We start from the raw sequence: 21,293 nt of genomic DNA on the forward strand, positions 1-21,293 counted from the left end.
CTATAAACCCCGTGGTATCTGTGTCCAGTCAATTTCTCGAATACCTTGCAAACAGCTTTGATCTTGACTTGGTTCTTGACGATTGGTCATAGCGACCATCTGGCCTTGTTTAAACCAAACCGTAATATAGATACATTGTTTCACGCCATTAAAGGCGGCGTATTGCCACGCTTCGGTGGTGCCATTAAAGGAGCGATAAATAGGCTTTCCCATAATATTGGTGACTTGTTGTTTATCCATCCCTTCTTGTAGAGAGAGCGCTTTGGTGTTGATGAAGCTGCAAGCCGTTAACAGTGAAAAAGCAATTATAAGTAAAACGATGCGCATTATGGTCCATCCAAAAAGTGAGCTGGCAAAAGAATAGTCTAGTTGTGATCATACTTTGTCATGATCGTATTTATCCGTTGTTTGTACCTTGCTTAACTATAAGGCTATACAACAAAACCCACAAATTATTGATGCCGTATCAGTATGTTACCATGGGGGAAAACGTCTCTTATGGCCTTTATTACCTCATGCCATCAGCTCTATGCCAGTGTCCACTTGGTATAAAAAAATTACAAACTCAACGTACATTTTATTGGGGAGTCTACTACGCTTACTTTAATTGAATTGCATAAAAAGTAACGTAGGGAAAACAAAGCGCTTTGTCAGGCGTCCAAAAAATGTTTACAGGGAGCAAGTCGTACATGGAGTCCCCATCGATACACGCTTTTTGTCCACAGTGAAACGTCTCCTTCTTTATTTTCTCTACTTTCTGAGCAAGCAATGGCTTAACTGCTCATACAAGGGCCTATATTTAGTAACTAGGATCGTTATGAAAAAAACATTGTGGTTGTATTTTTTTCTGCTGGTTATTTGCTGCAGTCTGTTTGTTTTTGTTGCTCCTCTAGCGGGTTTTATCGGCTTGGCCGTCGGTAGTGGCGCCGTTATGGTGCTTTCCAGAAATCATAGGGTTGCAGCGGTTCAATCTGCGAGCAGTGATGATGGCGAAACGGGCAAGAAGTCAGCGGTAGATATGGAGACAGTGCAAAAGCATTTATTCCAAAACGAACTGATTCCATTGCTGCACTCGTGTGATGACGATTTATCGAATGTCTTAAAGACTCAAGTGGATGCCGTTGCATTACTCACCGAGTCCTTTCGAGATATCGACAACCTTGTTACGTCCCAGTCTGGTTATATTGAGGAGTTAGTCAAAGATGGTATGGAAGGTGGAGACACCTACAGTAATGCCATGAAAGCGTTTGCTAACCGAACGTCAAAGACCATTGACCGTTTTATTTCTAGCACGGTGGATATGTCAGCGTCTTCTATGGAGTTATTAAAACAGGTCAATGTGATTAACGAGCAAATGCCAGAAATCGCCAAAGCCTTAAAAGATATTGATGATATTGCTGCTCAAACCAATCTACTAGCATTGAATGCCGCTATCGAAGCCGCCCGAGCGGGTGAAGCGGGTCGAGGGTTCGCTGTGGTAGCGGATGAAGTGCGTTCTCTTTCCAATCGCTCTACTGGGTTCAGTGAAGCCATTCAGTCTCGTATTAACAATATTCAAACTCAGGTCAACCAGCTATCGGTGTCTATGGAAAAAGTCGCTGCTCACGATGTGACTTACATCATGGAATCGAAAAAGGAGATGAATGTTGCGTTGGACAGGATTGTCAAAAAAGCACATTCAGACGCGCGGGTCACCAGCGAATTGGAAAGTCTGTCTGGAACGTTAGAGCAAGCCATTCATCAAGCGACAAGAGGCTTGCAATTTGATGATATCAATAGTCAAAACATATTATTTATCAGGGAGACGATACAGTTTATTGAGGAAAACCTACAAGCCTTTAATGGCGGATCAGCAGAAGAAATTGAGAATGTTCTTCTAGAAAGGCTGGCTCTTTTAAATCAGAGAAAAGAACAAAAGCATAACCCTGTCTCACAAGAAGGGGTAGAAAGTGGTGATGTTGAGCTATTTTAGAATAAGGGTGTCTTATGACTGATACTGTGATTGTTTTACCTGAACGATTTGATTTTAGTACACATAAATGGTTTACCAAAAAGTATGAAGCGGCTTTGCTATCCAAAAATAACATCGTTCTCGACTTTTCTTGTGTTCAATATATTGATTCCTCAGCATTGGGGATGATGGTTTTATTACATCGTCTACTTATTGAAGAAAGCAAAAGTGGAACGATAAGAAATGTATCTGGCAGTGCAAAAGATATCCTAGAAATGGCTAATTTTGGCAATTTGTATCAATATGAATAATAGAAAAAAAATTCTTTTAGTTGAGGATTCTTTTCCTACACAATCGCTTATAAGAAATATTCTTTCTTCTCATGAATTAGAAGTGATCACTGTCGGTTCTAATCAAGAGGCGAAGCAACAAGTAGATGAACATGATTTTCACCTTATTATATTGGATGTAAACCTAGAGGATGGACCAAGTCAGTCTTTCATGAAATACGTTCATGATAAGAACAGTAGACTTCCTGTGGTGGTGCTAACAGCAGACTTAGAAAATAAAATTATTTCTGATTTTTATGAGCTAGGTGCAAAAGACTTTTTACATAAACCGATTAATGTCTATCTTTTCTCAAGAAAAATTATCAGTGTCATTGAAAGTTACAGCGTGGAGTTAGAAGAGCTAAGAAAAACGGTCTTATTAGAAAGAATGATGAATGAGAAAGACCAAGAGGAAGCCTTAGCCTTTTACGTTTACGATCATATCATTAATAAAAACATACAAGAACTAGATGGTATTGAACACGCGACTCTTTCCCACGGTAAGTTTTGCGGTGATATCTTAATGCAAGTGGTTAAACCTAATGGCAATTTGATGATTATGTTGGCGGATGCAACGGGCCATGGTATGGCGGCTGCACTGACCATTTACCCTATGGTAACCACCTTTACGGCTTTGGTAAATAAGGGTTTTTCCACTGCCGCAATACTATTGGAATTAAATGAAAAACACTCACAAACGGTTCCACATAACCGTTTTATTTCCTGCATTGTTATTGAAGTTCTCTATCAGGAAAATGAAATTTCTATTTGGAATGCAGGAATGCCCGATGTGTTATTGATGGATAAAAATCATCAGCCTTTAACCCGTGTCAAATCTAAAAATATGGCATTAGGGATACTTGGCAATAACTCCGTAACGACTAAATTCGATCGTTTTTCTCTGGATGAGGTTGGTTTTGCAATGCTGATGAGCGATGGTGTTATAGAAAATAAATTTTCAGATGGCAAGATGCTTTCATTTCAAGACGTTTATCAAGATCTTGAATCTAACCGTATGCACCCTCTGGAGGTTATTAATAAATATCATGCTCTCAGTGACCCCATTGATAATGTCGATGATATGTCATTTTCTTATGTGGATTTTTGTAAAGTAAAAGAGAGCTTATCTAATATTCTTCAGACGGACTTTTCTAGAAAGGAAATTGGCAATATCGAATTTAGTTCTGTTTTGATGGGAAAAGCACTTGCAAATGAAGAAATTGTATCTAGTTTTATTACTATGCTTGAAAAATACTCGTTTCCTAGTGATTTTTTGCAAAAGGTATTTTTAGTGCTAACTGAGTTGGTAAGCAATGCGATTGATCATGGTGTTTTGAACCTTTCTTCAGAGTTAAAAGAAAAGGATTTTTTTGTTTATTTAGAGCAGCGATCTGAAGGTTTAAGGAATGTGTCTGATAGTGAGTTTATTGAAATAACTATCAAATGGCTTGCAAAAGACATGAAGATAATGATTGCTGTGACAGACAGTGGTAAAGGGTATGACTCGGCGACATTTTATGATAGTGATGCTGCTGAATTACATGGTAGAGGACTCCAACTCATTCAAAAAATCAGTGAGTCTTATTGCTACGATAAAACAGAAAATAAAACGACAGTTCTTATTGCTTAAATAGGGTGTAGAGATGGCTAAAAAATTGTTGATTGTTGATGATTCTCCTTCGGTTCGCCAAATGATTGAAGCGACATTAAAGGGAGCTGGTTATGCGGTCACGGTGGCAAAAGATGGTCAAGAAGCATTTGAAAAATGCCGCAGTGAGCGATTTGACTTTGTGCTGACTGATCAGAATATGCCTCGTATGGATGGGATTACATTAATCAAATCCCTGCGGGCTATGTCGGCTTATGCAAGGGTGCCTTTGATTGTCTTGACGACAGAAGCAGGGGATGCACTGAAAAGCCAGGGCAGGGCCGCGGGGGCAACGGGCTGGATGGTTAAGCCTTTTGACCCTTCTAAGCTGTTGGATGTGGTGAAAAAAGTGCTTGGCTAGAAAGGTCTGCAAGCATGTTTAGTAAAATTCCGTCGATTCATTATTGATTACAGTTGAGTTGTTTATGGATGATATGAGTCAATTCCGTGAGATGTTTTTTGAGGAAGCCCAAGAGCATCTAGAAACCATGGAAACCTTTTTGCTGGATTATGATCCAGAAGGTGAACCCGATATTGAGGCACTCAATAGTGTGTTTCGAGCGGCTCACTCCATTAAAGGAGGGAGTGACATCTTTGGTTTTAAGGCCATGACTGGGTTGACTCATGTGATGGAAAACTTGCTTGATTCAGCACGTAATCAAGAATTGTTTTTAACCAGTGATTTGATAACGGTTTTACTAGAAACGATTGATTTATTAAAAGTTATTCTTGATAACTATCATGAAGACATTGAGATAGACTGGGACGAAGTAGAGTCAGGTAAGACACGCCTGAAAAGCGTTTTACAAGAGGCGAAAGAAGCTCAGAAAGGGGTTGTGCAAGAAGACCCTGTACAAGAGGCTGCAGGCGAACAAACAGCTTCTGATATTGAAGATGAAGGGTTTGGTTTTTTTGAGCAAGAGACAGAGGGCTCAAATGAGAGTGATCTTGAAGATGAAGGATTTGGTTTTTTTGAGCAGGAGACAGAGGGCTCAAGTGATAATGATCTTGAAGATGAAGGATTTGGTTTTTTTGAGCAAGAGACCGAGGGCTCACATGATAATGATCTTGAAGACGAAGGATTTGGTTTTTTCGAAACCCCGTTGCTAAAGAAAGAAACGTCTGAAGAGTCACAAGGTTATGGTTTTTTTGATGAAAGACTTGAGAGCGACACGGCTTCATCAACATTAAGTGATCAGCAAAGCAAGACAGAGATTCATTCATCACAAGATAATCAAGCGTCCAGCAGTGCTCCGACGACGGAACTCACACCAGTCAGGGAGAGTAAGGCACCTGCCGCCAAAGGCAAAGCGGCGGCCGAGAGTAAAGCATCCGAATCCGCTAGTATCCGAGTTGAGACCGTTAAAATTGATAAGCTGGTTAACCTTGTCGGTGAGCTAGTCATTACTCAGTCCATGTTGAATCTGATTGGCAGTGAGGCCCAAGAAAGCATTGCCGAAAAAATGCAAACGGCATTAACCGAACTTGAGCGCAATACTCGCGAAATTCAAGAAGCGGTAATGTCCGTTAGGATGTTACCCATTTCTTTTGTGTTTAATCGCTTTCCCCGTTTAGTTCGAGACTTATCGAATAAATTAACCAAGAACATTGAGTTAGTGATCGAAGGCGGAAGCACCGAGATAGACAAGAACCTAGTCGAGAAAATCTCAGACCCACTGACACACCTTATTCGTAATAGTGTTGATCACGGCATCGAAGCGCCAGCCGTTCGTATTGCTAAGGGCAAACCCGAAAAGGGCATTGTGAAGCTGATTGCATCGCAAAGAGGCGGTGAAATTGTGATTACGGTTAGCGACGATGGGGCGGGTCTTAATAAAGAACGTATTTTGAATAAAGCCCTTGAGAAAGGCATTTCCCTTCCTGATCCTTTAACCGATGACGCCATTTGGTTGTTGATTTTTGCCCCTGGCTTTTCCACCGCCGCTGAAGTGACGGATGTATCCGGCCGCGGTGTTGGCATGGATGTGGTGAGACGAAATATTGAGGCATTAGGAGGGCGGGTCAGTATTGAATCTAATCAAGGCGTGGGGACGACTTTTGAAGTTCGCTTACCGCTCACCTTGGCGATACTGGATGGAATGTGCGTCGAAAACGAGAACCAGGTCTTTGTGATTCCACTGGTGAACATTGTAGAAAGTATTCAGCCATTAGAGAGCCAAATAAAAGTGATGCAAAACAGGCAATTGCTATGGGTGCGGGACGAATATTGGCCATTAATTAACTTAGAAGAAGCCCTTTATGGTGGTCTTCATCCTGTCAATATCAGTGAATCCATTGTGGTATTAGTGGAAACCGCGAAAAGGCGGTATGGGCTGATTGTCGACGGCTTGTTGGGTCAGCAGCAAGTGGTGATAAAAAGTCTTGAGCGACACTATCGTCGTGTCAAAGGCGTGGCGGGTGCGACGATCATGGGGGACGGAAGTGTGGCATTAATTTTAGATATTGAATCGTTAGTCAGTTCTCAATCATTAGAACTCGAAGAGGAGGCCAATCATGTCATCCTTACCTAATAACAGCGGTGTGCATTCCGTAACAAGAGAGTTTCTTGCTTTTGTATTGGGGGATGAGACTTATGCACTCGACATTATGTCCGTGAAAGAGATTCGAGGTTACGAACCAGTGACCAAAATAGCCAACGCACCTAGTTACATAAAAGGAGTCATCAATCTTCGAGGAGACATTGTTCCTATCGTGGACCTGCGTATTAAATTTGGTGTAGGGGAGCCCAGTTACAATGAGTGGACCATCGTCATTATGCTCAATATCAAGGATCGCATTCTCGGAATTGTGGTTGATGGCGTATCAGATGTCATGAACTTTGAAGAAGAAGACATTAAGCCCGCACCAGAGTTTGGAGCTGCTTTTGACAGTCGTTATCTGGATGGATTGGCGGCGGTAGATGACCTAATGGTCATCGTGGTAGACATTGAGGCTCTGGTATCAAGTGAAGAGTTGGGACTATTTGATACGGTAGATACCGTTTAGGGAGAGGACAATGAGTGTCTTTTCAAATATAAAGCTATCTCTCAAATTTTTAGTATTGGGAGTTTTGGCCTGTTTATGTATTGCGATTCCTACGAAGTTTTTTTACGAAGTTGAGACGGGGTTAGTCGAGGCTTCTAAACAGGAGCTTAATGGTATCGAGCCATCTACCGACGTGCTTTTTTTAATAAAGAAAGTTCAGGAATATAGAGGCTTAACCGCCATTTATCTCAATCAAAGTAATGATGACAATAAGGCATTATCTGCCAAAGGAAGTGAGGTATTAGCTGCTTTCAAACAGGTTGGTGAGTTGCTAAATAGTCAGTACCCTAACTCGCCAATGTTAACGCTGTTCATACGTGCTCAATCAGAGTTTTCTGAACTTAGTACGCGTGTTGAATCGAAAACAGTGTTACCAGGGGAGGCATTTGCTAAACAAACGGATGTTGTCACGGCGCTGATGTCCGGTATTCTCCCCGCGATTATGGAAACGTCAGGGTTAAGTTATGATCCTGTTGCGAACTCTTATCACTTAATTATCGCAACGAACGATAACTTGCCAGCCTTGATTGAAAATATGGCTCAGTTAAGAGGTCAGGGAGCGGCTGCGTTATCTAAAGGGGTAATCAATCCTGCCCAACTTACCCGTATTAATTCACTCTCCTCTTTATTGCAATCAGCAGAGCAAAAGCTACTTCATAATTTAGAGGTGTCATCAAAGTCGGGTGATAACCTACAAGTCAACGCTATGTTGAAGAAAATGAAGGGTCTGGATGCGAGCATTAATCAGCTACTGCAAATCGTTAATCAAGAGATTCTCAATAAAGACATTACCACTTATAACCCGGATACTTTTTTTGAGGAAAGTTCGGCAATCATCAACGAGCTTTACCTCTTTGGGCAATCCAGCAATCAAGTATTAACCTCCATGATGCTAGAGCGTATTGAAAGCGCTAACCAAACGATACTCACTAATCTCAGCATTATCGGTGCTTTGATTGTACTTCTGCTGATTATCTCAATTGGTGTGATCCGCTCACTTAAGAGCAGTTTGAGTGCGGTTATTGGAGCGGTTGATGGGGTGTCGAATGGCAACTTTTCGGTTCAATTAAATACCGCTCGTAAAGATGAATTTGGGCCGATTAATAAGGGCCTAATGAAAATGACGCAGAGTTTGTCGAAAGCTCGTGATGAGCGGGATAGGATACAAACAGAAATAGAAGCGCGATTAATTGAAACGACAAGAATCGAGCAGGCTTTAAACGTCACTTCGACCAATGTGATGCTAGTTGATAATAAGCACAAGATTATTTATGCAAATCATTCTTTGACGGCGATGCTGACGAATACCGAGAGTGAACTACGTAAAGTGTTACCCAATTTCAAGGCCAATGGCATTGTGGGAAGTCATCTGGATATTTTTAATCAGGACCCTTCATCTGATTCGCTCGCGCTAGAAAAGCTGTCCAGCAGCCAAGGTACGCAAATTACCTTAGGAAATTTGTTTTTTAGGGTGGATGCTAATCCAATCGTCAGTGCCAACGGTGAGCGTCTTGGCTCTGTCATAGAATGGTTAGATAGAACGTCAGAGGTGGAAGCGGAGAATGAGATCGCGGCGATTGTCGAGCAGGCGTCGAAAGGTAATTTTTCTCAACGCATTAGTATGAGTAATAAAATAGGCTTTATGAAGTTTATTTCTGAGTCGTTAAATCATCTTGTGAAAACCTCTGATGATGGCTTAAAGGATATCAGTCGCGTTTTAATGGCGTTATCGCAGGGCAACTTAACTGAAAGAATTACCGCCGATTATGAAGGGCAATTTGACGATTTAAAACGTTACTGTAATCAAACCAGTGAAAACCTCACCAAGATGATAGGTGAGATTCGTCATGCTGCAGAGACAATCAGGCTGGCGTCTACTGAAATTGCCAAAGGCAATATGGATTTATCTGGTAGAACAGAAACACAAGCAGCAAGCTTGGAAGAGACCTCATCCAGCATGGCACAAATTACCAGTACGGTTCGACTGAATGCGGATAATGCCAATCAAGCGAACATCCTAGCTTCAGAAGCCTCTGAAGTGGCGTTAGAGGGAGGGAGTTTAATTTCAGAGGTAGTCAATACCATGGCGGCGATTAACTCATCGTCACAGAAAATTTCTGACATTATTGGTGTCATCGATGGTATTGCTTTTCAAACCAATATTCTTGCCCTGAATGCGGCCGTTGAGGCGGCTCGTGCTGGTGAACAAGGACGAGGTTTTGCCGTTGTCGCGTCAGAAGTGAGGACGCTTGCCCAGCGTTCGGCCAATGCGGCTAAAGACATCAAAAGCTTGATCTCGGATTCGGTGAGTAAGATTGAAAATGGTAACCATTTGGTAGGTCAATCGGGTCAAACCATGGATCGTATTGTTGATTCTATTAAGCGTGTGAACGGTATTATGTCGCAAATTGCTGGTGCTTCTGCTGAGCAAGCGGTGGGGGTCGATGAAATAAATAAAACCATTGCTCAAATGGATGAAATGACGCAACAAAACGCGGCTTTGGTGGAAGAGTCGGCTGCCTCCGCAGAAAGCATGCAACATCAAGCAAGTTTATTAACTAATCAAGTATCTAACTTCGTTTTGAGTAAGTCGGATTCCCAGAGTTCGCTATTTGTCACTAGCGCGCTTAAGTCATCTCCTGCACCACGTAAAGAGGCATTGCCACAAAAAGTCAGTACTCCAGTCACTAAAACGGTGAGTAAAGAGTCTTCTGGTGTGTCTAAACCCGTGGAGAAAAAAGCGGCTCCGAAAACAACAGCTCAGAAAACAACGATGGATAAACAAACCTCTACCGAGCCTCCAAAGCAGGCGTCCGAGACGAAAGTGAAAATGCCTGCTAAAGATGTGGGTGTCAAACCTGCCCCATCAAAGCCAGCCGCTTCGCCTATTGACGATGATGAGTGGGAAGAGTTTTAGCCGTTATGACTGATCCACTTAGAGATTTTGACTACACACCTGCTGATTTTAATGTTGTTCGTGAGCTTATTCGGCAGGCGGCTGGCATCAAACTGGCGGATAGTAAGGACTCACTAGTCTACAGTCGTCTGGCACCCAGGTTGAGGAGTTTTGGTTTTAAGTCCGTGAAGGAATATTTGGCTTTTTTGATGGAAAATGAGGAGGAAACGCAACATTTTATTAATTTATTGACGACGAATTTAACCTCTTTTTATCGTGAGCCACACCATTTTGAAATATTAACAGAATTTATTAAGAGCGGAGAAAAAGTCCAGCGGGTATGGTGCTCAGCTTCCAGCACAGGAGAGGAACCCTATTCCATTGCCATGACGTTAGTGAAGGCATTTGAGTCGTTTGATGCCTGTAAAATTATCGCTTCGGATATAGACAGCAATGTTCTGGCGAAAGCCCAAAGTGGTATTTATGCCTTGAAGCAAGTGGACGTGCTGGCGGATAAGAAGCGATTTTTTCGCAAAGGGACTGGGTCAAATATCGGTTTTGCTAAAGTTATCCCTGAACTTAAAAAAATGATTGAATTCAAGCGCATCAATCTTATGGATGAGAGGTTACCCATCAATGACCTACAGGATGTGGTTTTTTGTCGTAATGTGATGATTTATTTCGATAGAGAAACACAGTTAGAAATTTTGCGAAAACTGGTAGAAAAATTACGTCCAGGTGGTTTGTATGTCGCAGGCCACTCGGAACATTTCTCAGGGATGTCGGAGTATTTACACCCCATTGGTAAAACCGTATACATGAAAAAGTAAGGTGTTTATATGTATTCTTACTCGAAAAGTTTAGAGCACCTAGCGACTCATAAGTACTATGACAATAAGTTTAAGGCCGCTGGGGTTAAGGTATTACCCGGTGAGTATTATGCGTCAAAAGAAGACATTATGATTACCACGTTGCTTGGTTCTTGTGTAGCAGCGTGTTTGTATGATGAAGAGGCAAAAGTCGGTGGGCTGAATCACTTTTTATTACCTGGTGAAGATGGAGATAATAGTATGTTGTCTTCATCAGGCCGCTATGGTGTGTATGCCATGGAGCTGTTGGTGAACCATTTGATGAAGCTAGGGGCGAGACGAGAGCGGATAAAAGCCAAGGTATTTGGCGGCGCCAACGTGATAAAAAGCTTGTCTTCTGGTTCCAGTGTTGGTGAGCGTAATGTGGACTTTATTATGCTGTATTTAAAGCAGGAGAATATCCCTGTCCGCTCGTCAAGTGTATTAGATATTACCCCCCGGAAAGTCAATTTTTTCCCTCAAAGCGGAAAAGCATTTGTGAAGCAACTTGCCGATATTCATCAATCTGATGTGGTCGCTCAAGAGAAACGCTATCAAGGGAAAGCCAAAGAGGAAATTGAAAACACTTCGGGTGGTGATATTGATTTTTTCTAACCTAGGATGTTTGTACAGGCCAATTAGCTAAGGTTTGACGCAATCACGATCATTTTTTGTATTCTTTTTAGAGCGAGTTGTATATGAGTGAGCAGCCACAAGTGAGGGTGTTAATTGTTGATGACTCAGAATTGATGCGGAGTCTTTTGACCAGTATTTTATCGTCAGACTCTCGTCTTACCGTGGTTGGGACGGCCAAAGATGCTTATGAAGCCAAAGAGCAGGTTAAAAAACTATCTCCGGATGTGATTACGCTGGATATTGAGATGCCAGAGGTGAGTGGGTTGCGTTTCCTTCAGGTTTTAATGAAGGCGAACCCCATCCCCGTCGTGATGGTATCGACCTTGACGGAGGAGCATGCAGCGGCCACCTTAACCGCCTTAGAGTACGGCGCCGTCGATTATATGGCTAAGCCCAAAGTCTACGATGGTGCGTCGTTGGACAAATATGCGAAAAGAATGATTAGCAAAGTACGCTTGGCGGCTGGGGCGAATGTCAGAGCTCGGGCAAAGACATCTACCCCCACTTCTAAAATCGTACCGAAGCATAATGCTTCCAATAGGATATTAGCAGTAGGAGCATCGACGGGGGGGACAGAAGCCATCCGCGATTTATTGCAACAGCTACCTGCGGAACAGTTTGGGGTAGTGATCTCGCAACATATGCCTCCCGGTTTCACGAAAACCTATGCCGAGCGTTTAAATCGACAAACGGGCTTTCAAGTTGCCGAGTCCCAAGGAGGAGAAGTAGTGAAACCCGGCACGGCCTATATTGCTCCTGGAGGATACCATTTAACGTTGCGCCGTAAAGGCAACCTGATTTATACCGATCTTGCTTTGGGAGAAAAAGTGTGTGGGCACCGTCCATCGGTAGATGTGATGTTTGACTCAGTAGCCGAACTGATTGGCAAAACCGCCATGGCCGTTCTGCTGACGGGGATGGGCAAGGATGGAGCGCAAGGTTTGAAGCGAATTAAAGAAAAAGGAGGATACACGGTCGCCCAGGATGAGGCTTCTTGTGTTGTCTTTGGTATGCCAAGAGAGGCGATTAATCTTGGTGCGGCGTGCTCCGTACAAGCACTTTCTGGCATGGGAAATCATCTTGTGGGCTTGTTGTAAGACATTCATTTGTTGGTCATGAACAAGTCATGTATTGACCATGAAAGAGCGACACTTAAAAGCCGTTATCCATCCATTTGATAGCGGCTTTTTGTATGTTTGCTGAAACGTTTTTAGAGGAACGTTAGGTTAACGCATGAACTAACACTAGGGTGATAGAAGGAAAGGCAATTAACAATACCACTCGTACGACATCGGATAGTAAGAAGGGAATGACCCCTCTAAAACTTTCTTTGAGGGACAATGAGCTGTCAAATGAGTTGATAATAAACACATTCATACCCACTGGTGGCGTGATTAACCCCACTTCCACAACAATCAGGGCCAAAATACCGAACCAAATGCCCACATCCGTTGGTGGAAAGCCAAAATCCATTGCCATGATAACCGGGAAATAGATCGGGATTGTCAACAGTATCATGGCTAAGCTGTCCATAAAGCAGCCAAGTACTAAGTAAGTCAACAGCATTAACGTTAATACTAGATAAGGACTAAACCCTGCGCTCTCTATGTATTGGACACCAATACTGGGAACCTGCGTGAGGGCAATGAAGACACTGAATAAGTCGGCACCAAATACGATGAAGAAAATCATGGCCGATGAGACAGCGGTTCTGGTTAAGCAATCGATCAGTATATTAAAGGTTAATGAGCCATTCAGTAGGGCTAATAAGCAGGTCAGAATAACCCCCACTGCTGCCGCTTCGGTTGGCGTAAAGAAACCGAGATAAATCCCTCCTAAGACGATTAAGAAAATAACCGTTATGTGCCAGACATCTTTTAGAGAGAGGATTTTTTCTTTTAAGCTGGCTTTTTCACCGCGTGGCCCCGCTTTTGGAAAGATACGAACATAAATGCCAATGGCCAACATGTAACCAAATGCCGCCAAAAAGCCTGGTAAAAATGCCGCAATAAAAAGCTTCGAGATATTTTGCTCAGTTAGTACCGCAAAAATGATTAACACCATGGAGGGTGGAATCAAGATCCCCAATGTCCCCCCAGCAGCAAGGGTACCAGCCGCCAAGCCGCTCGCGTATTTATGTTTCTTCATTTCCGGTAAAGCGACTTTTCCCATGGTGGAGGCGGTGGCCAAAGACGAACCGCAAATGGCTCCAAAGGCGGCACAACCGGCAATGGAAGCCATGGCAAGTCCTCCTTTTAAATGGCCGACCCATTTATTACAGGTACGAAAAAGCTCGCTAGTGATGCCTGAACGAGTGGTGATCTCTCCCATTAATAAAAACAGAGGCACCACAGACAGGTCATAGGTTGAGAATTTTGCCACTGGTGCAGTACTTAAATAGCTTAATAATGCTGGTGTTCCAGCAAGTATGATATAGCCTGTACCGCCGCTGATGAGCATTGCCAGTGCAATTGGAATACGAATGGCCATTAATATAAGCAAGAATGCCATCATTAATAATGCCAGTTCCACATTACCCATGTTTCAATCCTTTTAGAGAAGTCAGTAAGCTGTCTAGACAATTTAGGGTTAATAGAGCAAATGAACCACAGCCAACGGCATACACGACCCAATTTGGTAATTGTAAGATCATGGTGTAGTCAAAGTAGTCGTAAGCATCTAAACCTCCCAGCGCTAACCGCCATGTTAATAGAGCGGAAACAAGGCACATCAAGCTATCACTCAATATGGCAAGCCACAAAAGCGTGCGAGGGCTTGCTGATGCGGTAAAAATATCAACGACCACATGGCCTTTTTTTAAGTGACAATAGGGCAGAAAGCAAAAAATGCTGATTCCTAACCCCATTTCCACCAACTCATAGTCTCCGGTGACAGACGTTTGAAAAAAAAGACGCCCTAAAATACTGGCGACCACCATGATGGCGAGCGCCATCATAATGAGTCCACCAAGAATCGCGAGATGTCGTGATACCCAAGTTAGCACGGGATTGGCCCCTAGGTACTCCGACTGAGAAGTAATGGGGGTATCACTCATGACTCACCATTTTGCTTTTCATATTTGGACAACAGGTTCTGTGCTTCGTTGTAAAGCGCTTGACCACGACCATCAGTGGATTGATTCATGGTTTCAATCCATTTATCGGTCACAGGCTGCATTTTTGCTTTCCAACGGGCGACTTCTTCATCTGGTAAGGTATAAAAGTCATTTCCTGCAGCGACAGCCGCATCGCGGCCAACTTTTTCATTTTTATCAAATTCATCGCCGATAAAACCGGCTAGAGGAATGCCTGAGTTATTATCGATGACTTTTTGTAGGTCTTTTGGAAGGGAGTTATAAGCCTTTTTATTCATGGCAAATACGAAGGTGTTAGAGTACAAACCTCGCTTGCCAGATATTTCAACGTTGTGCGTCGCTAGCTCGTCAATTTTGAGAGGAGCGGTTACTTCAAAAGGCAGTACGGCGACATCCACCACGCCTTTAGATAGCGCGCTGGCCATCTGTGTCACCGGCATAAAGATACTGTTTACGTCTAATAGAGAAAATGCATCCCCCATGATGCGATTCGGCACACGAACTTTTAAGCCTTTCATATCTTCTAGAGTTCTGACTTCTTTATCGCGAACGTGCAAGGATCCTGGCGCATGGGTGTGTAAGGCAAGGACATGAACGTCGCGCATTTCATCCGTCATTTCTTTTTCATAGTATTCTTGCAGTGCCATGCTGGTGGATTTGGCAGAGCCAACCATGAAGGGAAGTTCGAATACGGTCATTTTAGGAAAGCGGCCTGGAGTATAACCCGCGACCGTCCAAGCAAAATCGACACGGCCTTTGCGTACCTGATCATACAAAGAAGCGGGTTTACCGCCCAGTTGCATCGCGGGGTAAATGACGATTTTGATTCGTCCATTGGATTCTTTCATTACCTTTTTCGCCCAAGGCTCCAATACTTTGGTGTGGGCCGTTGAAGAAGGGGGCAACATATGATGCAGTTTAAACGTAAATTCAGGCTCATCTGCTTGCGCGAAAGAGGCAGTAGTAAGCATCAGAGCTGCGGCCATTAAAAGAGACTTTATTCGCATAATCGACACCTTTATTTTTTTTGTCGGTGAATGTGATTGGACAAAAGGGGCTTCCTTTGTCTCTTTATACTTATGTCATAAACTGTTTTGTCTTACAACAATATTTCCTATTTTTTTTCTTTTTCCTTTCTTTTGCAATGCGTGTTCGTCTCATTTTTTATGATTTCTTGATGGATAGTTGGCTATGATGACTTAAACTGCAGGATAGGGGGATTGCTTGGTCGTCGTCAGTTAATTGGTCAGTACTAGGGGATAACGACATTGTGGTAATAGATAATTTATATTGTACTTTGCTATAAAAAAAGTTGATTCTAAAACTGTTTATAAATAAAACTATATAATGCTAGGACGGCGCTGAGGGAAAAACGACTATCCAAGCTCAGTTGTATGCATACTGGGTAGATAACAATAATAAATTGAAAGAAGGTAAGATTATGAGTACCGATGTTTTACAGTCAAAACCTTGGAATAATGCTTTTTTTAATGGTGATTGGGTTGAGACCTCCGGTAACCGTGTTTCTGTCATTGAACCCGCCACAGGTGATTCTCTTTCCAGTATTGTGCTAGCCACTGCTGATGATATTTATCGTGCCGCTAAGGACGCTGCTGCGGCTCAAAAAACATGGTTGGATATGTCGCCAAGAGAAAGATCTGCCATATTTTATCGTGCGGCGGACTATTTTGATAAGCATGCTGAAGAATTTGCCATGTATATCGCCCGTGAAACAGGTGGGATTTTTCAAAAAGGCCAGCATGAAGTTCGTGAAGCGGCAACCATTCTGCGTTTAGCGGCGCACATGGTACTCGAACCCAATGGGTTAACCCTACCGACTACGGCGGGTCGCACTTCCATCGCAAAACGCATACCCCATGGTGTTATTGGTGTTATTTCACCTTTTAACTTCCCACTTATTTTATCGATTCGTTCTATCGCACCAGCGCTTGCAACGGGCAATGCGATCGTTACGAAACCTGATCCTCAAACGCCCGTTACCGGTGGTTTCTTATTGGCGTTGGCCTTTGAAGCAGCGGGCTTACCAAAAGGTTTGTATCAAGTGCTGCCTGGTGCTGTAGAAGCGGGTGAGGCCGTTTGTAATGCGCCAGAAATTGGTATGGTGGCTTTCACGGGGTCAACGGCTGCGGGTCGTAAAGTGGGGGAAGCCTGTGGACGAAACCTGAAAAAAGTGTCTTTAGAGTTAGGGGGTAAGAGCTCGCTGATTGTTCTTGAAGATGCGGACTTGGATGTGGCCGCCAGCAACATTGCATGGGGGGCGTATTTCCACCAAGGCCAGATTTGTATGGCATCAGGTCGTATTTTAGTACAAGAGAGTGTCGCAAAAGCATTGACCGCGAAGATTGTTGAAAAAGCGCAACATTTGCCAGTAGGGAATCCTACCACTAAACAGGTTGCACTTGGGCCATTAATCAACGAAACACAATTGAAGAAAGTGGACAGTATTATAAAAGATACTGTTGCAGCCGGTGCAACGCTTGAAGTAGGGGGAACTTATGAGGGATTGTTCTACTCGCCGACGGTCCTGTCGGGGGTGAAGCCGGGCATGCGTTCTTTTGAGGAAGAGATTTTTGGCCCTGTGGCGAATATTGTCACCTTCAGTACCGACGAGGAAGCTATTGAGCTGGCGAATAATACCGAGTACGGATTGTCCGGTGCGGTCATCAGTGCCGATGTCAGTCGAGCGAAAAAAATTGCCAGTCAATTGCATGTCGGCTTATTACACATTAATGACCAGACGGTAAACGACGAATGCATCAACCCATTTGGTGGTTGTGGTAATTCAGGTAATGGCAACGCCGTTGGTGGCCCATCAGATTGGGATACCTATACCCATTGGCAATGGATGACAGTGAAAGAACAAGCAACGGCGTATCCTTTCTAATTAAACGTCGCTTTGACAACCCAGTACACCTGAATGGAGCGTGGTGTTGAATTGATATAGCATTTCATCGTTAAACAAAAAAGCAAGCAGTGGCCCTGTTTGCTTTTTTTATCGACTTTGTCCCGTCCTGAAAGGGGGGTCTTTGAGTACCTCAGGAATATGAAGAATCAGATAATCAAGAAAGACTCGCGTTGCGGGGTTCATGCCTTTTCGTTTAGAGAAAACGGCATGCACGGTATGAGCTTTGGAAGTCCATTCTGGCAGTAATTGAATCAAGTGCCCCGTTTCAATACTGGGGGAGGCAACTGGTGCAGGAATAAGGGCAACGCCGATCCCTTGCACTGCACTTTCCAATTGAATCCAGCGGTTTAAGCAAAAGAGTCTAGGGTGATGTTTAATGATGCAAGGGGCGCCATCTGGACCAAATAACTCCCATTTATGTTCTTGGCTTTCTAGTTTATTGAGTTGTTCGCTCAATGTCGGCATATGGGATAGCTGATCTGGGTGGGTTGGATTACCATGTGTGCTGATAAAGTCTGGGCTCGCCACAAGAATCATTTTGCTGCTTGCCAGTGGTTTGGCCACTAATCCAGGTTCACAATCTAAGGACTTTTTAGAGCGCAAAGCAATGTCGACTCTCTCTTCGATGACTTGTACATCTCTGTCTGTGGCATCAAGAGAGACGGTGATCTTTGGGTATTGTCGCATGAAGTCAGGCAGCAATAACGAAATATGATGTTGCGCCAAAACGGTTGGACAACTGACTCGCACCAGCCCTGAGGGCACCGACTGCAATAAAGCAACCGAGTCATAGGCGGATTGCCCTTCCGCGACCATATTAATGGCCCCTTCGTAAAGCTGTCGGCCCGCTTCGGTCAGTGAAAATTGCCGGCTGTTACGTTGAATTAATTGCACCCCAACTTTTTCTTCAAGCTTAGCCACGCGCCGACTGAGTAGGGATTTGGTAATACCAGATGTCCTCTCTGCAGCAGTATAGCCGCCATTGTCGGCTGTCAGATAAAAATAGTAGAGGTCGTTAAAATCCATTGGTCTTTATTCTCTCCTGTCTGCTAAGGCGGTGTTTGTGAGTCGACGTGATTCGTTGCTAGTTAAGGCGACTTTGCAACGCCATGATAATAAAGCCTATAATAGCAACAAAAAATAACAGAGAGTAATAATCGATCCCCGCTAATAGCACGGCATTTTGCTTCACATGTTGAGCAATCCAAGCAAAGGCCATTTTATTGGCGACGACTTGACTGACCTGTCCATAGGCATTTGCTACTTGGTGCAGGGTACTTTGGTAAATAGGGTTGTTTGCTGCCACATGCTCGTTTAGTGCGTTGTAGTGAATAGTTGTACGCCACTGTAAGCCAATACTTGCGAATGCAGTGCCCATCGACATGCCGATCTGAGAAATCATATTTTTTAGCTGCTGCGCATGGGAAAAAGCGGTTTCATCGTGTTCAAGCTCCTTAAAAGATTTTGCCGCTGCGGTACCTTGTAAAAACACAGTAAAGAAACCAAAGAAAGCAATGGCAGGCAAAATCTGCGTTTGCATGTTTGAGCTTGGTGTCAAGTGCGACATGATATAGCCATAGCAGCCTAAACAAAAAAAGCCGAACATGAAGAACTTTTTCCCATTAGGCCTTTTGGGAAACACCTTCATGTGAACCCATACCCCAAGGATGGCAGACACTAAACCTAATGCGTACCAATTCCCCACTGTACTCCAACTAAAGCCTAACCCCTTTTGCAATATCTGTGGCAGTAGGTAGTTATTTGACCCCATGATCAAATAGCAGGTAAAAAAGACCAGCACGCCGGATCGGTAGATTTTGCTTTCGAAAAGTTGTTTTATCGACAACAGAGGTCTGGCGTGATGGTGACGAATGGTACTGCGAATAAAGTAATAAATACTGGTTAGTCCAAGCAATAAAATGACGCTGACTAAGACGGTGTTGCTGTAGAACTCATAACTACCATAACGCAATGCGTAAAGTATTAAAAAGGAGCCCGCTGTTAATGCCATGACGAGATAGGGGTGGGATTGGGAGCGTAACTCTTTCTTGGTTGGTATGCCCGGCAAACAAAACGCAGCGGTGATGGCGGCAAGAACAGTAAAGACCATTAAGATAGCAAACAGATATTGCCAAGAGGCATCTAAAAACAAGTTTGCCACTAAAAACGGTGCCAGAGCCGAGCTGATGGTGAGACCGTAAGCATAGGTTTTGATGCCTGTGAGTCGAAGTGGACTCGGTGGAAACAAGGTGATAATGACCCGTGCACCCGCCATAAAAGCCGCACCACCAAATCCCATCACCACGTGACCGATCAAAAAGACCGTGAAATTATTGCCGTAAAAGCAGATCACGCTGCCGATAAAAAAGACAAATAGCGAGGCCAGAATATAGTATTTCCAGCCCATTCGTTCGATTAACCAGCGCTGTTTCGAGATGGTGACGACTGCGACACAGGCATAGGCTGCCGTCGTTAAGCTGTATTCTTGCGGTGAGACGCCTAACTCTCCCATTAAGGGCGCCGCCGCGAAGGCGATCATCCCTGTTTGCAGGAAGTTTAGTAGCATCAGTAAGAAAATGGTCGCCAGCATCAAAAAATTGTGCGACGGCGCAGGGACGTATTTATGTTGGCTAATGCGTTGGATCATAGTGGTTACATGTTTTCTTTAATGATCTTTTGAATAAGCGCATTGGCGCCTTTATCTCCATCGTCGAATACATCGGTTCGCCAAGGCGTCGGAGCTGTTGTTACGGTGCTTAACTCCGCTTTACCCGCATTCTGTGTGTTGACTGTCACATTCATGGAGAGGCCAGGCCTAAGAGGGTGTGCAGTAAGTTCTTTGGTTTTGAGGGTGATGCGCACTGGAACACGCTGTACCACTTTGATCCAGTTGCCTGTTGCATTAGAGGCCGGCAATAATGAAAAGGCGCTGCCTGTGCCTGGAACGATCCCTTGTACCGTGCCATGATAAGTGACGGATGAGCCGTAGACATCGGAGGTTAAGGTAACGGGTTGTCCGGCACGAATATTTCCTATTTGTGTTTCTTTAAAGTTTGCTACGACCCACACATGATTTAATGGCACGATCGACATTAAGGTACTGCCTGGGGAAACATGCTGGCCAACTTGCACACTACGTTGTGCAACATAGCCGCTTACCGGTGCGACAATGGTGGTTCGGTGCAAAGCAAGCCAGGCGCTCTTTAACGCGGACTCTGCTTTTAGAACATCTGGGTGAGTAAGTACGGTTGTGTGATCCACTTTGGTTTTGATGGCATCGTAGGCTTTTTGAGCGACGTCGTAAGACGCCTTAGCGCTGATATAGGTGCTCTTATAGTGGCTTAGATCTTCACTCGAAATGAGATTGTTTTTTCTCAGTTTAACCCGCCGTTGGTAATCATTTTCTGCTTTATCCAGAGCGACTTTCGCGAGTTCGACATTGGCTTTTTGTTCTTCTAAAGCGGCAAAGGTATTACGAACCGCGCGAATGGTACTGGCAAGATTTGCCTGCGCTTCTTGTAACGCTAACTTGGCATCAACAGGGTTTATTTTAACGAGTAGGTCGGATTGCTTAACCAAGTTGGTATTCTCAGCCATGATGTCTGTCACTGTCCCTGAGACTTGAGACATGACATTAACAACATTACCCGCTACGTAAGCGTCTTCTGTTGACTCATGAAACTGTCCTATTTTTGACCACCAAATATAGGCGGCGATACAAGCAATGACCGTCACGATAGCGAGTGCTACGACAGTCGTTTTCTTGTTCATGATGTGTTTTTCTGTATCGGTCATTGATTCTATTTACTCACAACACTAAAGGTTCAACTAATTCGAAGATGGGAATGAGCGGCAAGAGTAAGGAGATGGTCAATGAAGATCAATGGCAAAAAGTGAGATATAATATCCTAAAAATAGGA

At 43.7% G+C, this 21,293-nt stretch carries 18 protein-coding genes; 11 read left to right on the plus strand and 7 right to left on the minus strand.

Annotation, left to right across the window (positions count from 1 at the left end; translation table 11 throughout):
* A complete protein-coding gene (bamE, locus tag AC0VYG_RS06705; RefSeq protein ID WP_475431542.1) occupies positions 1–327 on the minus strand; it encodes an outer membrane protein assembly factor BamE domain-containing protein in 327 nt (108 codons plus the stop codon).
* A gap of 490 nt (positions 328–817) precedes the next feature.
* Here bamE and AC0VYG_RS06710 point away from each other — a divergent pair, with 490 nt between their 5' ends.
* The 10 genes from AC0VYG_RS06710 to AC0VYG_RS06755 all read left to right on the plus strand — a co-directional run bounded on the left by AC0VYG_RS06710 (position 818) and on the right by AC0VYG_RS06755 (position 12,450).
* Positions 818–1,972, plus strand: coding sequence for a methyl-accepting chemotaxis protein (locus tag AC0VYG_RS06710; RefSeq protein ID WP_475431543.1), 1,155 nt, complete (start codon positions 818–820; stop codon positions 1,970–1,972).
* Between the two features lie 14 nt (positions 1,973–1,986).
* Entirely contained in the window at positions 1,987–2,262 is a 276-nt protein-coding gene (locus AC0VYG_RS06715; protein ID WP_475431544.1) for an STAS domain-containing protein, read from the plus strand.
* A complete protein-coding gene (locus AC0VYG_RS06720; RefSeq protein ID WP_475431545.1) occupies positions 2,255–3,910 on the plus strand; it encodes an ATP-binding SpoIIE family protein phosphatase in 1,656 nt (551 codons plus the stop codon). The genes AC0VYG_RS06715 and AC0VYG_RS06720 overlap by 8 nt, the downstream gene beginning before the upstream one ends.
* A 13-nt stretch (positions 3,911–3,923) precedes the next feature.
* Positions 3,924–4,289, plus strand: a complete 366-nt coding sequence (locus tag AC0VYG_RS06725) for a response regulator (RefSeq protein ID WP_475431546.1) — start codon at positions 3,924–3,926, stop codon at positions 4,287–4,289.
* 64 nt (positions 4,290–4,353) lie between these two features.
* On the plus strand, positions 4,354–6,459 hold the full coding sequence (locus AC0VYG_RS06730) for a chemotaxis protein CheA (protein ID WP_475431547.1): 2,106 nt from the start codon (positions 4,354–4,356) through the stop codon (positions 6,457–6,459).
* Positions 6,443–6,934, plus strand: a complete 492-nt coding sequence (locus tag AC0VYG_RS06735) for a chemotaxis protein CheW (protein WP_475431548.1) — start codon at positions 6,443–6,445, stop codon at positions 6,932–6,934. The genes AC0VYG_RS06730 and AC0VYG_RS06735 overlap by 17 nt, the downstream gene beginning before the upstream one ends.
* 10 nt (positions 6,935–6,944) lie before the next feature.
* Entirely contained in the window at positions 6,945–9,890 is a 2,946-nt protein-coding gene (locus AC0VYG_RS06740) for a methyl-accepting chemotaxis protein (RefSeq protein ID WP_475431549.1), read from the plus strand.
* A gap of 5 nt (positions 9,891–9,895) precedes the next feature.
* A complete protein-coding gene (locus AC0VYG_RS06745; RefSeq protein WP_475431550.1) occupies positions 9,896–10,699 on the plus strand; it encodes a CheR family methyltransferase in 804 nt (267 codons plus the stop codon).
* 9 nt (positions 10,700–10,708) lie between these two features.
* Complete coding sequence (gene cheD, locus AC0VYG_RS06750; RefSeq protein ID WP_475431551.1) at positions 10,709–11,332, plus strand: chemoreceptor glutamine deamidase CheD; 624 nt, start codon at positions 10,709–10,711, stop codon at positions 11,330–11,332.
* A gap of 83 nt (positions 11,333–11,415) precedes the next feature.
* The gene (locus AC0VYG_RS06755) at positions 11,416–12,450 is read left to right on the plus strand and encodes a protein-glutamate methylesterase/protein-glutamine glutaminase (RefSeq protein ID WP_475431552.1); all 1,035 of its coding nucleotides are present in this window, start codon (positions 11,416–11,418) and stop codon (positions 12,448–12,450) included.
* A 124-nt stretch (positions 12,451–12,574) separates the two neighbouring features.
* On the opposite strand, the gene AC0VYG_RS06760 is transcribed toward AC0VYG_RS06755, so the two are convergent.
* The 3 genes from AC0VYG_RS06760 to AC0VYG_RS06770 are packed head-to-tail and all read right to left on the minus strand — an operon-like array spanning position 12,575 to position 15,454.
* On the minus strand, positions 12,575–13,894 hold the full coding sequence (locus AC0VYG_RS06760) for a TRAP transporter large permease (RefSeq protein WP_475431553.1): 1,320 nt from the start codon (positions 13,892–13,894) through the stop codon (positions 12,575–12,577).
* A complete protein-coding gene (locus AC0VYG_RS06765) occupies positions 13,887–14,408 on the minus strand; it encodes a TRAP transporter small permease (protein ID WP_475431554.1) in 522 nt (173 codons plus the stop codon). Before AC0VYG_RS06765 ends, AC0VYG_RS06760 begins: the two co-directional genes overlap by 8 nt.
* Positions 14,405–15,454 (minus strand): TRAP transporter substrate-binding protein, encoded by a 1,050-nt coding sequence (locus tag AC0VYG_RS06770; RefSeq protein ID WP_475431555.1) that lies wholly within the window; start codon positions 15,452–15,454, stop codon positions 14,405–14,407. Before AC0VYG_RS06770 ends, AC0VYG_RS06765 begins: the two co-directional genes overlap by 4 nt.
* A gap of 434 nt (positions 15,455–15,888) precedes the next feature.
* Between AC0VYG_RS06770 and AC0VYG_RS06775 the strand changes: the two genes are divergently transcribed.
* Positions 15,889–17,352, plus strand: coding sequence for a benzaldehyde dehydrogenase (locus tag AC0VYG_RS06775; RefSeq protein WP_475431556.1), 1,464 nt, complete (start codon positions 15,889–15,891; stop codon positions 17,350–17,352).
* A gap of 108 nt (positions 17,353–17,460) precedes the next feature.
* On the opposite strand, the gene AC0VYG_RS06780 is transcribed toward AC0VYG_RS06775, so the two are convergent.
* From AC0VYG_RS06780 to AC0VYG_RS06790, 3 genes are read right to left on the minus strand one after another with little or no spacing between them, the layout of a single operon-like run.
* On the minus strand, positions 17,461–18,399 hold the full coding sequence (locus AC0VYG_RS06780) for a LysR substrate-binding domain-containing protein (RefSeq protein WP_475431557.1): 939 nt from the start codon (positions 18,397–18,399) through the stop codon (positions 17,461–17,463).
* A gap of 58 nt (positions 18,400–18,457) precedes the next feature.
* A complete protein-coding gene (locus AC0VYG_RS06785) occupies positions 18,458–20,020 on the minus strand; it encodes an MFS transporter (RefSeq protein ID WP_475431558.1) in 1,563 nt (520 codons plus the stop codon).
* Between the two features lie 5 nt (positions 20,021–20,025).
* Positions 20,026–21,144, minus strand: a complete 1,119-nt coding sequence (locus tag AC0VYG_RS06790) for an efflux RND transporter periplasmic adaptor subunit (RefSeq protein ID WP_475431559.1) — start codon at positions 21,142–21,144, stop codon at positions 20,026–20,028.
* Positions 21,145–21,293: the final 149 nt, after the last annotated feature.

The organism is Marinomonas sp. 63XJN7_7_ISO-PGPR-S23-202 (genome assembly GCF_056173505.1).